Consider the following 13959-nt stretch of genomic DNA (forward strand, 5'->3'; position numbering starts at 1 on the left):
ATCCTGGCTTTTCATTACAGCATTGTTCTTTTACTCGAAAAATCATAACCGGAATCGAGCCGTTGGCAATCTTTGCCGGGGCCTGACGACTGCCCCGCAACGACGAGCCAGTACGAGGAATCGATGAAATTTCTGACGACACTGTTCGCTGCAGTGCTGCTTGCCGCGTGCACGGTCAGCACGAGCGAGGGCACGTATGCCCAGTACGAACGCGGTGTGATCGTCACGCCGTCGTCAGGCGCCGCAAAACGCGTGCAGCTGCTGGTGATTTCCGCCGGTATCGTGGAGGTCACCGCGGTGCCCGGCGAGGATATCGTCCTGCCGGTGAGCGTGATGGTGACGAAAGCGCCGGCCGGCAAACCCGACTTCAGAGTGGCCAGGTACGACGGAGAGATCACGCTCGCAACCGCAAAGCTGATCGCACACGTCTCGCTCGTGACCGGCGCGGTGACATTCACCGGTCCCGACGGCGAGCCGCTGCTCGAAGAGGTGCCCGTGCGCACGTTGGGCTCTGGTGTGTCGCAGCGTTTCAATCCGGGCTCCGACGAAGCGTTCTTCGGCCTGGGTCAGCATCAGAACGCGCAGATGAACCTCAACGGTGAAGACGTCGAGATCGCGCAGCACAACATGGATATCGGTGTGCCATTCGTGGTTTCGAGCCGCAACTACGGCGTGTTGTGGGACAACAATTCGATCACGCGCTTTGGCAATCCGAAGCCCTACGGTCTCGCGTCGCGCGACCTGATCATTCGCGACGCGACGGGCAAGGAGGGCGGCTTCACTGCGAGATATTCCATCGGCGGCATGCAGCAGCTTGAGCGCGTCGAGAAGGACGTCAACTATCAGTACATCCGCGATCGGGCGGCGTGGCCGAAGGAGCTGCTGACGGGCAAGGAACCGCGGGTCGGCGCGCCGGCCAGCATTCTTCCCGACCAGTCGGTGACGTGGGAAGGCACGGTCGAATCCGCGATCGGCGGCCACCACAAGTTCCAGCTCTACGGCAGCAGCTACTTCAAGGTGTTCGTCGACGACAAGCTGGTGCTCGATCGCTGGCGCCAGAACTGGGCCGCCTGGTATCACAACTTCGCCATCGAGCTTTCAGCCGGCAAACCCGCGAAAGTGAGGATCGAGTGGATTCCGAATGACGGCTACATCGCGTTGCTGCACAACGATCCGTTGCCGGATGCGGAGAGGCACTCGCTGACGTTCACGTCGGAAACCGGCGCCGCGATCGACTACTACTTCATCGTCGGCAATTCGCCGGACGAAGTGATAGCAGGTTATCGGACGATCACCGGCAAGGCGGTGATGCTGCCGCGCTGGGCGTACGGCTTCTGGCAGAGCCGCCAGCGTTACACGACGCAGACAGAGTTGCTGGATGTGGCGGCGGAATACCGCAAGCGCAGGATTCCGCTCGACAACATCGTGTTGGACTGGTTTTACTGGAAAGAGGACCAGTGGGGTTCGCACGAATTCGATCCGGCGCGGTTTCCAGATCCGAAGGGGATGATAGACAGGCTGCACGCACAGAACGTGCGTTTCATGATTTCGGTGTGGCCGAAGTTCTATCCGGCTACGGCTAACTACAAGGAGCTGGATGCCGCGGGTTTCATGTACCACGGCAACATCGAGGCGGGCGCGAAGGACTGGGTAGGTCCGGGTTATGCCTCGTCGTTCTACGATCCGTATTCCAAGCGCGCACGCGACCTGTACTGGCGCCAGATCGACCGGAAGCTGAACGTGCTCGGCGTCGACGCGTGGTGGATGGATGCTACCGAACCCGATCCGCATTCGAATCTCGACATCGATTCGATCAAGGCGCGAATCGGTCCGACGGCGCAGGGGCCGGCGGACCAGTACTTCAACACCTATGCGCTAGTCCACACCGAAGGCGTGTACCGCGGCTCGCGCGAATCGGACCCGGACAAACGCCTGTTCATCCTCACGCGCTCGGGCAATGCCGGAATCCAGCGCAATGCATCCGCGGTGTGGAGCGGCGACATCGCGTCCCGTTGGGACGATCTTTACAACCAGATATCCGCCGGTGTGAGCATCGGATATTCGGGCTTGCCCAACTGGACGTTCGACATCGGCGGCTTCGCGAACGAGGCGCGCTACAGCGCACGCCAGCCGACGGCGGCGGATCTGGAAGAATGGCGCGAGATCAATCTGCGTTGGTTCCAGTTCGGCGCATTTGCGCCCCTGTTCCGCTCGCACGGCGAGTATCCGTTCCGCGAGATCTTCAATCTTGCGCCGCAAGGGTCGGAGGTTTACGACAGCCTCGTGTGGCACGACAAGCTGCGTTATCGCCTGCTGCCATATACGTACACCTCGGCCGCGGATACTTTCCATCGCGACGGCACCATCATGCGCGGCCTGACGATGGACTTCATGAACGACAGGCGGGCGCGCGAAGTGCGCGACGAATATTTGTTCGGCAAGGCTTTCCTGGTGGCGCCGGTGCACGAATTCCGCGCGCGTGCCCGCGCTGTCTATCTACCCGCCGGCGCCGACTGGTACGACTTTCATACCGGGACGCTGAGCAGGGGCGGGCAGACGTTGACTGCCGCGGCGCCTCTCGATCGCATGCCACTGTTCGTGCGCGCGGGGTCGATTGTGCCGGTGGGCCCGGACATCCAGCACACCGCCGAAAAGCCCGGCGCGCCGCTCACGTTGTTCGTGTTCACCGGTGCCGATGGCAGCTTCGAACTGTACGAAGACGACGGCGTGAGCTATGGGTATGAGAGGGGCGAGTTTTCGCGCCTTCCGATGCGGTATGACGCGGCGCAGGGCACGTTGACGATCGGCTATCGTGCCGGCAGTTACCCCGGCATGGCCGAAGCGCGCACCTTCAATGTGCGCTGGATAAAGGCAGGCGCCGCTCCACCGGCTGATCTCGATGCGAAGCCCGATGCGACGATCCAGTACATGGGCACCCCCGTGACGGTGAACTAGGAAGAGGTGCCGGGGTGCAATTCTCGTAATTGCGCCATCGCTTGGTCTCGAGCTTTGGTCAGCGCAATTACGAGAATTGCACCCCGGCACCACTCTCTGCGCCACCGCTGTGGTAAAACTTCCGCCACGGGGGGTGTTCTCTACTAATAAGAAAGGGAGTGCGCCGTGGCGAAGGTTCCAGCGGGTGTGGGTCCGCGCTTTCCACAAGTCGTCGTGCTCGTGGGAGCGACTGGCGATCTCGCGCGCCGCAAGCTGATTCCGGGGTTGTTTCACCTCGCGAGCGCGGGATTCATCCCCGGCTGCCGCATCATCGGCGTGTCGCTCGACGAATTCGATGCCGAGGCGTTTCGCGGCTTCGCGCGCGAGGCGCTCAACGAATTTTCCGCGCGCAAGGTCGGTGATGCCGACTGGAGCACGTTCGCAGGTTCCCTCGACTACGTTTCGCTCGCCGCCGGCCCCGCCGTGTTGGCCGACGCCGTGGCGCGCGCGGAGAAGTCGATCGGCACGGAAAGCCGGCGTTTGCATTACCTGAGCGTTCCGCCCAACGCCGCGCTCTCCGCGGTGCGCATGCTGGGCGACGCGGGACTGGTGCAGAACTCGCGCGTCATCATGGAGAAGCCGTTCGGCACCGATCTGACCAGCGCGGTCGCGCTGAACGCCAAACTGCACGAAGTGTTCGCGGAGGAGCAGATCTTCCGCATCGATCATTTCCTCGGCAAGGAGCCCGCACAGAACATCCTCGCGTTCCGGTTCGCGAACGGTTTGTTCGAACCGATCTGGAATCGCAATTTCATCGACCACGTGCAGATAGACGTACCCGAAACGCTGGGTCTCGGCAAACGCTCGGCCTTCTACGAATCCACCGGTGCCTATCGCGACATGGTGGTCACGCACCTGTTCCAGATCCTGGGGTTCATGGCGATGGAGCCGCCCACGCACCTCGCGCCCAAGCCCATCAGCGAAGAGAAAAACAAGGTGTTTCGCAGCATGTTGCCGATCCAGCCCGCCGATGTGGTGCGCGGGCAGTACATCGGTTATCGCGGCGAGCAAGGCGTCAGCGCCGAGTCCGACACCGAGACCTTCATCGCGATGAAGTGTTCGATCGACAACTGGCGCTGGGCCGGCGTGCCGTTCTATCTACGCACCGGCAAGAAGCTGGCCGAAGGGCAACGCATCATCTCGATCGCGTTCCGCGAGCCGCCGAAGAGCATGTTCCCCGAAGGATCCGGCATCGGCGCGCATGGACCCGATCACCTCACATTCGACCTGGCCGACGCCGCGCGCACGTCGCTGTCTTTTTACGGCAAACGGCCCGGGCCCGGCATGCGGCTCGACAAACACAGCCTGCAGTTCGCGATGAACGACACCGGCCAGATCAGCGATGTGCTCGAGGCGTACGAGCGCCTGATCCTCGACGCGATGCGCGGCGACCACACGCTGTTCACGACGGCGGAAGGCATCGAGCGCCTGTGGGAAGTCTCGGTGCCGTTGCTGGAAGCCCCACCGCCGGTGCGTTCGTACTCGGCGGGTTCCTGGGGACCCAATGCGATCCACCAACTGATCGCGCCGCACGCATGGCGGCTGCCGTTCGAGCGCACATGGCGCGACCCTAACAAGCAGGGCAGCTAGCGCCGTTTCCTCGATGCGGGCAAAATCCTCGGTCTCTTGAAGGGGATCAAGGAGGGGTTATGTCACGTATCTGGTACGGAATCGCGCTGTTATGCGTCGCTGGGGCTTGTAGTGCGCAGCAAGGCGCGTCGTCGCCCGGGCCCGGAATGTCTTCGGGGCAGGGCACGGCTTCGGACGTCCGGAGCACGGTCCAGGACCCGAAGTCGGCAGAAATTCCCTTGTACGCGGGCGCTCAGATCTCCGACATCCTCACGGCACTCACCGAAAAGGGTTTCAAGATCAAGTGGAGCCCCGAAGAGGTGTTGCCCACCATGACCCTGCTCGAACGGCCGAAATCCACGCGCATCGACAATCTGCTCAACGAGATTCTCAAGCCCTATGCCATGCGCGCGGATCACAACCTGCAGGACGGCGGGTACCGCGTGAAGCCGCTGAAGAAAAAGAAGAAGTAACTTCCACCGGGCACGACCCCCGGCCGGCTGGCCGCGGGCCGAGTCAAACAACCTTCTGCCCCAAAGCCATTAATAAGAGTGGCCGGGATAGCATTCATTCTCGATTGCAAACAGGAATGATTCGCAATACGATGCTGGCCGACGCTGATGGCGGCAACCGCCGTTTCAGCACCTGCTGACCAGCCAGCCACTCCCACCGGATAGCCAGAGCTGCTCGAAACAACATTTCGTTCGGGAGCCAACCGTGTCGTTCATTGATTCCGCCTTTGGGTGCGAAGGTTCTTCGCGCCGCCGTATCGCCCTCGCCGTGAGCCTCGCGCTCGCCGCCGCAGCCTCAAACGCCCAGGCGCAGACCGCCGAAGAAGCAAAAACACTGCCGAAAGTTTCCGTGCAGGCAGCCGAGGAAGAGCCGACCCCGAAGGTCGATCGCGTCTCCTCGCCGAAATTCACGCAAGCCCTGGTCGACACGCCGCAGACGATCTCGATCGTCAGCTCGCAGGTGTTGAGTCAGCAGGGCGCGACTTCGCTGTCGCAGGCGCTGCGTAATACCCCCGGAGTCACGTTCTTGTTAGGCGAGAACGGCAACACCGCCACCGGCGATTCCATCTTCATGCGCGGCTTCGATACGCAAGGAAGCATCTTCATCGACGGCATCCGCGATCTGGGTTCGGTCACACGCGACACGTTCAACACGGAGCAGGTCGAGATCGCCAAGGGCCCGGCGGGCCCTGACTACGGCCGCAGTGCCGCGTCGGGTTACGTGAACCTCGCCAGCAAGGTGCCCGGCGTGGAGAACTTCGCTTCCGGCACCGCCAGTTACGGTACGAGCTCCAACGGCCGTATCACGGGTGACGTGAATCATCGCGTCGACGGCACCGGCACGGCGTTCCGCCTCAACGTGATGGGTCAGGACGGCGACGTCGACGGCCGCGACTACATCGAACGCAAGGGCTGGGCATTGGCCCCGTCGCTGGCGTTCGGTCTCGAAAGCGACACGCGCGCGTACTTCTATCTACTCCACACCGAGAGCGACAACACGCCGGACGGCGGCGTACCGACCATCGGTCTCGACGGCTTTTACAACGCCGCGTTCGATACCGGCGGCGCGAATGCCGGCGTGGATCCGGCCCGTGTCGACCGCGACAACTGGTACGGCCTCGTCAGCGATTTCGAAGAGGTCAAGGGCACGATGTTCACGGCCCGCATCGAACACGATTTCAGCGACAACGTCTCGATCCGCAATACGTCGCGTTACGGCAAGCTGCGCCAGTTCTACGTGCTCACGGGCGTCAACGCATTGACCGTGACCAACCCGAATCCGGACCTGTGGACCGTTGCACGCACGCGGCAATCCAAGTTCCAGGAAAACACGCTGCTGACCAACCAGACCAACGTCACGGCGAACCTGCTGCTGGGCGGCATGCAGCACAACATCACCGGCGGTTTCGAGTTCATCGATGAAGAGCAGTACAACCCGGTGTATGTCGGCCTCGGAACGCCGATCACGCCGGCCAATCTGTACCACCCGAATCGCAACGACGTGCAGCCCGGTTATGCACCGGTGCGCAATGGCGTGTACACGCGCGGCGAAACCCAGACCGCCGGCGTCTACGTGTTCGACACCGTGAGCTTCACCGAACAGTGGCAGTTCACCGCAGGTTTCCGCGTCGACAGCTTCGACACGGATTTCGACAGCGCCGCGTTGTCCACCGCGACTAGTCATCCGACGTTGCCGGTCGGCACGCTGGTGCCGGTTTCGCTGCAGGCGGATGACACCCTGTTCTCGTACAAGACGGGGCTGGTGTTCAAGCCGCTCGAGAACGGCAGCATCTACCTGTCGTACGCGACGTCCCAGCAGCCTCCGGGCGGCGCCAATTTCCAGCTCAGCACCGCGGCTAACAATGCCAACCGTTCCGACCTGAAGCCGACCGAAGGGTCCAACATCGAACTCGGCACGAAGTGGGAGCTGCGCGATGGCGCGCTGGCCGTCACCGCCGCGTTGTTCAGCAGCGCGAACAAGGACGAGCTGATCCCCGACGCCGTCGATCCGACGCTGTTCGTGCAGGTCGGCAAGCGCGAAGTCAAAGGCATCGAGCTCGGACTGGTGGGCAAGATCACCGACAACTGGGAGATCAGCGCGGGTCTTGCGAAGATGGATACCGAGGTCTCGCGGGGTTCGGCCACGCAGACGGGATCGCAGATCAACTGGTCGCCGGAGCTCACATTCTCGAGCTGGACCACGTATCACACGCCGTTCGGCCTCTCGTTTGGCGGTGGAGTGCGTTACGTCGACACCGTCGCGCGATCGATCAACAACGCGGCGATTCCGGCAACTACCAACCTGTACCAGGCGCCTGACTACTGGGTGGTGGATGCCATGGCGTCCTATGCGATCAATGACAAGGTCTCGCTGCAGCTCAATGGCTACAACCTGACCGACGAGCTGTACATCGCGTCGCTGAACAACAGCGGTGCGCGTTACAACCCGGGTTCGCCGCGCTCGGCGCTGTTGACCGTGAACTTCACGTTCTGAGGTCCGCTGTGCGAGCATTCGGCCCATGATGATTCATGTGCCGAAGGTGCTGACGGTCGAGCAGGTGGCGGAATGCCGCCGCCTGCTCGCGGCCGCCGACTGGACCGACGGCAAGGCCACGGCCGGCGAGCAGGGCGCGCTGGTGAAGAAGAACCGACAGTTGCCCGAGTTGTCGCCCGTCGGGCGGCAGCTGGGCGAGTTGATCCTCACCGCGCTGTCGCGCAATCCGCTGTTTTTCTCCGCCGCGCTGCCGTTGAAGACCGTGCCGCCGCTGTTCAATCGCTATGAAGGCGGCGAGCAGTACGGCATGCACATCGACGGCGCCGTGCGTGCCGTGCCGGGTACTTCGCATTTCATCCGGACGGATCTTTCCTCGACGCTGTTCCTGACCGATCCCGCGGACTACGACGGCGGGGAACTGGTCGTGGTCGATACGTTCGGCCAGCAGTCCGTCAAACTACCGGCGGGAGATCTGATCCTGTACACGTCCGGTAGTTTGCATCGCGTGAATCCCGTGACAAGCGGCGCGCGGGTGTCGTCGTTTTTCTGGACGCAGAGCATGGTGCGCGACCCCCAGCAACGCGAAACGCTGTACCAGCTGGATCAAACCATCCAGAAAATCCGCGGCAAACATGGCGAGAACGACGAAACGGTGGCGCTCGCGGGGCACTATCACAACCTGTTGCGGATGTGGTCGGAGATCTGACTCCCGCCGTTCGGCCTCCAGCACGAATTCTGACGCTACGCCGGAAACTCGCGGATGCTGAAACTCTTCAGCGGCTCGAGGATTTCCTCCACCGTCAGGAGCCCCAGGCATGCCGTCGCGCCCACGGCGGGCCCGCGGCCCGCGGCGATCTTGTTAGCCAGCGCGATCGACGGGGCGCAAGGAATGTTCGGGCCGTCATTGTCGTGCGCCAGCAGACGCCAGGTCATCGTCTGGGGTTGGCCTTCTTCGTCCAGCCCCTCGAGCCGCACGAACATCGCGCCGCTGCCGCTCAGCAAGGGCGCGATCCAGCGCGCCACGGTATTGAATATCCGCGCAAATGGCAGCGCGCTCCTGAGCTTGCCGGCGCGCACCAGCCGCGCCAGTTTTTCGATGGCGCGATGTCCCGTGGCGCTCGCGAAGCCGGCGTGGAAACTCACCGTCTTCACGCCCGCGTAACGCATCGGCAGAAGATCGAGATCGGGCACGTCGCAGCGCGACAGCAGCCGCGTCCCCACCGGTTTGGGAAATTCGTAGCTCAGTGAATCGACCCAGCCGCGCACGGTGACGCGAGCGCCTTTTTCCAGCACGGTGAACGGCTGCCCGCAGTAACTGAATACCGCTTTGACCGTGGCGAGGCCTGGCACCAGCGCCCCCGAGGTGATGCCGATGCGGATCGCATCGAGGCGGGAATATTCGCCGGCATATCGGTCGATCACCGCGGACGACAAGCCCGGCAGCGTACTGACGCCGCTCACGACGCAGACATTTGCGGCGCGCGCGGCCGCGTCGAGTCTGGCGATGCCGCCGACGAACTCGCGGCCGTCGGCGAGATCGAGATAGTTGCAGCCCGCCTGGATGCAGGATCGAGCGACGGCATAGTCCTGATCCTGAAACGGCCCGGCGGTGTGAATGACCGTGCCCACCTGCAGCTTGCGCAGGGTCTGCGCCAGTTTCGGGCTGCTCGCATCGACTACCTTGGCGTGATCGGCGCTGCGCCCGAGCTGGTACGCGAGCGCGGTGGCCTTGGCCGCGTCGCGTCCGGCGATCAGCAGGTGGATGCCGGGGTTTCGCGCGAGGGCCGTGCAGATGCGGCTGCCGAAAAATCCGTATCCACCCAGAACGAGAACGCGGTGCATGTAATACCCGGCACGTGTCGCGAGATTTCCGCAGGTTACGCGCACAAGCTGTGATCGAGGAAGATCGTGAATCCGCGGCGAGCTGGTCAAGATTCGTACAGCCCGATTCGCGGCAATTACACGCGCTACATCTACGCGCTGCCGCTGCGTACAATCCCGCCCCTCAAGTACTTTCGATGAAGGGCATTCGCCATGGCGCGGGGAATCAACAAAGTCATCCTGATCGGCAATCTGGGCGCAGACCCGGAAACCCGCGCCATGCCGTCCGGCATGACGGTCGCGAACATCCGCATCGCCACGAGCGAGAACTGGAAAGACAAGCAGTCGGGCGAGAACAAGGAACGCACCGAGTGGCACAACGTCGCGATGTTCGGCCGCCTCGGAGAAATCGCCGGCGAGTACCTCAAGAAGGGCTCCAAGGTCTACATCGAAGGCAGCCTGCGGACGAGGAAATGGCAGGACAAATCCGGTAACGACCGTTACACCACGGAGATCATCGCCAACGAAATGCAGATGCTCGATAGCCGCGGTGGCGGCGGCATGGGCGGCGGTGGAAGTGAATTCGGTGGCGGTGGCGGCGGCGGTAGTGCCCGTCGCGGCGGTGGTGGCGGTGGGTCCGCGCCTCCGGATGATTTCGATCAAGGCGGTCCGCCGGCCGGCGGCGGCAGCGACAAGGGCGGCGGCGAGTTCGACGACGACATTCCGTTCTGATCGCCACTGCGCGCAGCGCTCCCGCTCCGCCCAGAGACGTTCAAGTATTTGTTCCGTAAAGGAAATATAGCCAGCCGGGTAAGTGCGATACCCTAGCGCCCGCTTTCCCCGCACCTCCCTCGATGCCCGGCCGCTACTACATCAAGACTTTCGGCTGCCAGATGAACGAGTACGACTCGACCCGCATGGGCGATGTCCTCGCGGCTGGCGCAGATCTGACTCCCACCGACGATCCGGCCGAAGCCGACGTCCTCCTCATGAACACCTGCTCGGTGCGCGAGAAGGCCGAGGACAAGGTGTATTCGCTGCTGGGTGAATGGCGCCAGCTCAAGAAGCTCAAGCCGTCTGTATTGATAGGCGTCGGTGGCTGCGTGGCCAGCCAGGAAGGCGAGGGCATCACCAGGCGCGCACCGTTCGTGGACCTCGTGTTCGGTCCGCAGACTTTGCACCGCCTGCCCGACATGATCGGCGAGCGTATGCGCGGCGGCCGCGCCGTGGTCGACGTGTCCTTCCCCGAGATCGAGAAGTTCGATCACCTGCCGGCGCCGCGTGCGGAAGGCTCGAGCGCCTACGTGTCGGTCATGGAAGGCTGCAGCAAGTACTGCACTTTCTGCGTGGTGCCCTACACGCGTGGCGACGAAGTGAGCCGCGGCTTCGAATCGGTGCTCGACGAAGTGCGTTCGCTCGCCGGCCAGGGCGTCGGCGAGGTCCACTTGTTAGGCCAGAACGTCAACGCTTACGCGGGCGCGATGGCCGACGGCACCGTGGTCGATCTTGCGACGCTCATTCACTACGTGGCGGAAGTCGACGGCGTGCAGCGCATCCGCTTCACGACCTCGCATCCGGTGGAGTTCGGCGATTCGCTGATCGAGGCCTACGCCAGCATCCCCAAACTCGCGAATCAACTGCACCTGGCGGTGCAGTCGGGATCGGACCGCATCCTCGCCGCCATGAAGCGCGGATATACGGGGCTCGAGTTCAAGGAGAAGCTGCGGCGCCTGCGTGCGGTTCGGCCCGACATATCGGTATCCACTGACATCATCGTGGGTTTTCCGGGCGAGACGGAGCGCGACTTCGAGGCCACACTGAAACTCGTGCGCGAAGCGAATTTCGACCAGTCTTTCTCGTTCATCTACAGCCAGCGTCCGGGTACGCCCGCGGCCTCGCTGCCGGACGACGTCACGCTCGAAGTGAAGCAGGAACGCCTGTCACGCCTGCAGTCGCAGCTCAACGCGCAGGCGCGCGCCATCAGCGATTCGATGGTGGGGTCGACGCAGCGTGTGCTGGTCTCGCGTCCCTCGAAGAAAGACGCGCGCGAACTCGCCGGCCGTACCGAGAATGGCCGCTGGGTGAACTTCGCAGGCCCCGCCAACCTCATCGGACATTTCGTCGACGTGGTCATCGTCGAAGCCCGCCCGCAATCGTTGCGCGGCCGCTTCGTCAGCATGCCGGGCGAACGCCGCCTGGCCGCGAATCAATAAATGTCGACTCCTGCACCCGTAGAACCCGCGCGCGAATTCGATCTGGTCCCGCCCGACAATGCGCGGCTCGCGAATCTGTGCGGTCCGCTCGACGAAAACCTGCGCCTGGTCGAAGACCGCATGGGCGTCACCATCAAACGCCGCGGCGCCACATTCCGCGTCACGGGCCCGCGGGCGCGCGCCGCGGAAGAGGTGCTGCGCAATCTGTTCGAGTCGACGGCGAGCGAGGACGTATCGCTCGAGCGCGTGCACCTGGCGCTGCGCGACGGGCGCGACATGCCCGGCGCGATCGACGACGACGCGCGCGACGAAGGCGCGGTGCGCGTGCTGCGCGGCACGATCCGCGCGCGCGGAAAAAACCAGCGCGACTACCTCGCGAACATCCATTCGAAGGACCTGGCTTTCGGCATCGGGCCCGCGGGCACGGGCAAGACCTATCTCGCCGTGGCCTGCGCGGTCGAGGCGCTGACCGCCGACAAGATCCGCCGCATCATCCTGGTGAGACCGGCGGTCGAAGCGGGCGAACGTCTCGGGTTCCTGCCGGGCGACCTCACGCAGAAGGTCGATCCTTATCTACGTCCGATGTACGACGCGTTGTACGAGATGCTGGGGTTCGACCGCGTCGCGCGTTTCATCGAACGCAACGTGATCGAGGTGGCGCCACTGGCGTTCATGCGCGGCCGCTCGCTCAACGATTCCTTCATCATCCTCGACGAGGCGCAGAACACCACGCCCGAGCAGATGAAGATGTTCCTGACGCGTATCGGCTTCGGCTCGCGCGCGGTGGTGACCGGCGACGTGACGCAGACCGATCTGCCGCAAGGAAAGATGTCCGGTCTCAGGCACGTCATCAATATCCTGCGCGACATCGAAGGGGTGGCGTTCACATTCTTCGAAGCCGCGGACGTGGTGCGTCACCCGCTCGTGCAGCGCATCGTCAAGGCGTATGAAGCGCACACGCCACCCGATCGTTTATGAACCCGGCGCGCGGGCTCGCCTTGTCCCTCGCCCGGGGTACACGAGCCTGGGCGCCTTCGCGGGTGCGCATGAGTAGTTGGGCGGCACGCGCGCTCGGCCGCCGTGGCGAGGGCCGCGAGATCGCGGTGCGCGTGGTCGCGGCGCGCGAAAGCCGCGCGCTGAACAAGCTGTGGCGAGGCAAGGACAAACCGACCAACGTGTTGTCGTTCCCCGCGCCCGAACAGGGCCGTCGCGGGATGCCGCGCAACGAACACATCCCGTTCGGCGATCTCGTGATCTGCGCCGAGGTCGTGCGCCGCGAGGCGCTGCGCGACGGCAAGGCGCTCGAGGCGCACTGGGCCCACATGGTCGTGCACGGCGCGCTGCATCTTGCCGGCTACGACCACGAGTCCGGGCGCCGCGAACAACAACGCATGGAACGCCGCGAAATCGCGGTGCTCAAGAGTTTCGGTATCGGAAATCCCTACACATGAGCGCCAAAGAAAAAGAGAAAGACCACGAGAAGGACATCGGTGCCAGCGGCAAGTGGCTGCGCAAGTTGTCGCGCAAGATCGCGGGCGAGGCCCAGGATCGAGGCGAAGTGGTCGAATACCTGCGCGATGCGGCCGAGCGGGGCATCGTCGAAGGCGACGCGCTTGCCATGCTCGAAGGTGTGCTCGGCGTGGCCGACATCCAGGTGCGCGACATTATGGTGCCGCGTGCGCAGATGACAGTGCTGAACCGCGATGATGAGTCCGAGGTGCTGCTGAAGACGGTGGTCGAGAGCGGTCACTCGCGTTTCCCGGTGATGGATGAAAACCGCGAGAAGATCGTCGGCATCCTGCTGGCCAAGGACCTGCTGCGGCTCGCCGCGCAGGACGCTCGCGGCGAAGAGGGCGCGCCGTTCGACATCAAGGAATTCATGCGGCCGACGGTGTTCGTGCCGGAATCGAAGCGCCTCAATGTGTTGCTGCGGGAATTTCGCCGCTCGCGCGTGCACATGGCCATCGTCGCCGATGAATACGGCGGTGTCGCGGGCCTGGTGACCATCGAAGACGTCATCGAGCAGATCGTCGGCGACATCGACGACGAACATGACGTCGATGAGGACGTGAATATCCGCAAGGACGGCGAGCGCCAGTACATCGTGCGCGGCCAGACTCCGATCGACGAGTTCAACGAATATTTCCAGACCGAGCTGTCGGACGACGAGTTCGACACCGTGGCGGGCTTGGCGATGAAGCAGTTAGGCCGCCTGCCGCGCCGCGGCGAAACGCTGCAGCTGGCGGATTGCGAGCTCAAGGTGCTGCGCTTCGACCGCCGCCGCATCGACAGTCTGCGGCTCACGGCGCCGCGCGACATCGTGGCGCCCGAAGACCGCCCCCTGGTAGACGAGTGA

General features: G+C 63.6%; 11 protein-coding genes. 10 read left to right on the forward strand and 1 reads right to left on the reverse strand.

The window, feature by feature from the left end:
- The first annotated feature begins 123 nt into the window (after positions 1–123).
- From WDO72_15185 to WDO72_15205, 5 genes are all read left to right on the forward strand, one after another.
- The gene (locus WDO72_15185; protein MEJ0087020.1) at positions 124–2955 is read left to right on the forward strand and encodes a TIM-barrel domain-containing protein; all 2832 of its coding nucleotides are present in this window, start codon (positions 124–126) and stop codon (positions 2953–2955) included.
- Positions 2956–3120: 165 nt separating this feature from the next.
- Entirely contained in the window at positions 3121–4584 is a 1464-nt protein-coding gene (zwf, locus tag WDO72_15190; protein ID MEJ0087021.1) for a glucose-6-phosphate dehydrogenase, read from the forward strand.
- A gap of 218 nt (positions 4585–4802) precedes the next feature.
- A complete protein-coding gene (locus WDO72_15195) occupies positions 4803–5036 on the forward strand; it encodes a hypothetical protein (GenBank protein ID MEJ0087022.1) in 234 nt (77 codons plus the stop codon).
- A 244-nt stretch (positions 5037–5280) separates the two neighbouring features.
- Positions 5281–7569: a catecholate siderophore receptor Fiu gene (locus tag WDO72_15200; protein ID MEJ0087023.1), complete on the forward strand. Its 2289-nt coding sequence runs from the start codon at positions 5281–5283 to the stop codon at positions 7567–7569.
- A 25-nt stretch (positions 7570–7594) separates the two neighbouring features.
- Positions 7595–8275: a Fe2+-dependent dioxygenase gene (locus WDO72_15205; GenBank protein MEJ0087024.1), complete on the forward strand. Its 681-nt coding sequence runs from the start codon at positions 7595–7597 to the stop codon at positions 8273–8275.
- Between the two features lie 35 nt (positions 8276–8310).
- On the opposite strand, the gene WDO72_15210 is transcribed toward WDO72_15205, so the two are convergent.
- Positions 8311–9411: a saccharopine dehydrogenase NADP-binding domain-containing protein gene (locus WDO72_15210; protein ID MEJ0087025.1), complete on the reverse strand. Its 1101-nt coding sequence runs from the start codon at positions 9409–9411 to the stop codon at positions 8311–8313.
- Between the two features lie 192 nt (positions 9412–9603).
- On the opposite strand from WDO72_15210, the gene ssb reads away from it, so the two are divergent.
- The 5 genes from ssb (at position 9604) to WDO72_15235 (ending at position 13959) form a co-directional block, all read left to right on the forward strand.
- Positions 9604–10122, forward strand: a complete 519-nt coding sequence (gene ssb / locus WDO72_15215; protein ID MEJ0087026.1) for a single-stranded DNA-binding protein — start codon at positions 9604–9606, stop codon at positions 10120–10122.
- Between the two features lie 122 nt (positions 10123–10244).
- Positions 10245–11603, forward strand: a complete 1359-nt coding sequence (miaB, locus tag WDO72_15220; GenBank protein ID MEJ0087027.1) for a tRNA (N6-isopentenyl adenosine(37)-C2)-methylthiotransferase MiaB — start codon at positions 10245–10247, stop codon at positions 11601–11603.
- Entirely contained in the window at positions 11604–12581 is a 978-nt protein-coding gene (locus tag WDO72_15225; GenBank protein ID MEJ0087028.1) for a PhoH family protein, read from the forward strand.
- Positions 12582–12649: 68 nt separating this feature from the next.
- A complete protein-coding gene (ybeY, locus tag WDO72_15230; protein MEJ0087029.1) occupies positions 12650–13054 on the forward strand; it encodes an rRNA maturation RNase YbeY in 405 nt (134 codons plus the stop codon).
- Positions 13051–13959, forward strand: coding sequence for a transporter associated domain-containing protein (locus WDO72_15235; protein MEJ0087030.1), 909 nt, complete (start codon positions 13051–13053; stop codon positions 13957–13959). The genes ybeY and WDO72_15235 overlap by 4 nt, the downstream gene beginning before the upstream one ends.

This window comes from Pseudomonadota bacterium, from assembly GCA_037200975.1.
In the GTDB taxonomy this organism is placed as follows: Bacteria; Pseudomonadota; Gammaproteobacteria; order Steroidobacterales; family Steroidobacteraceae; genus CADEED01.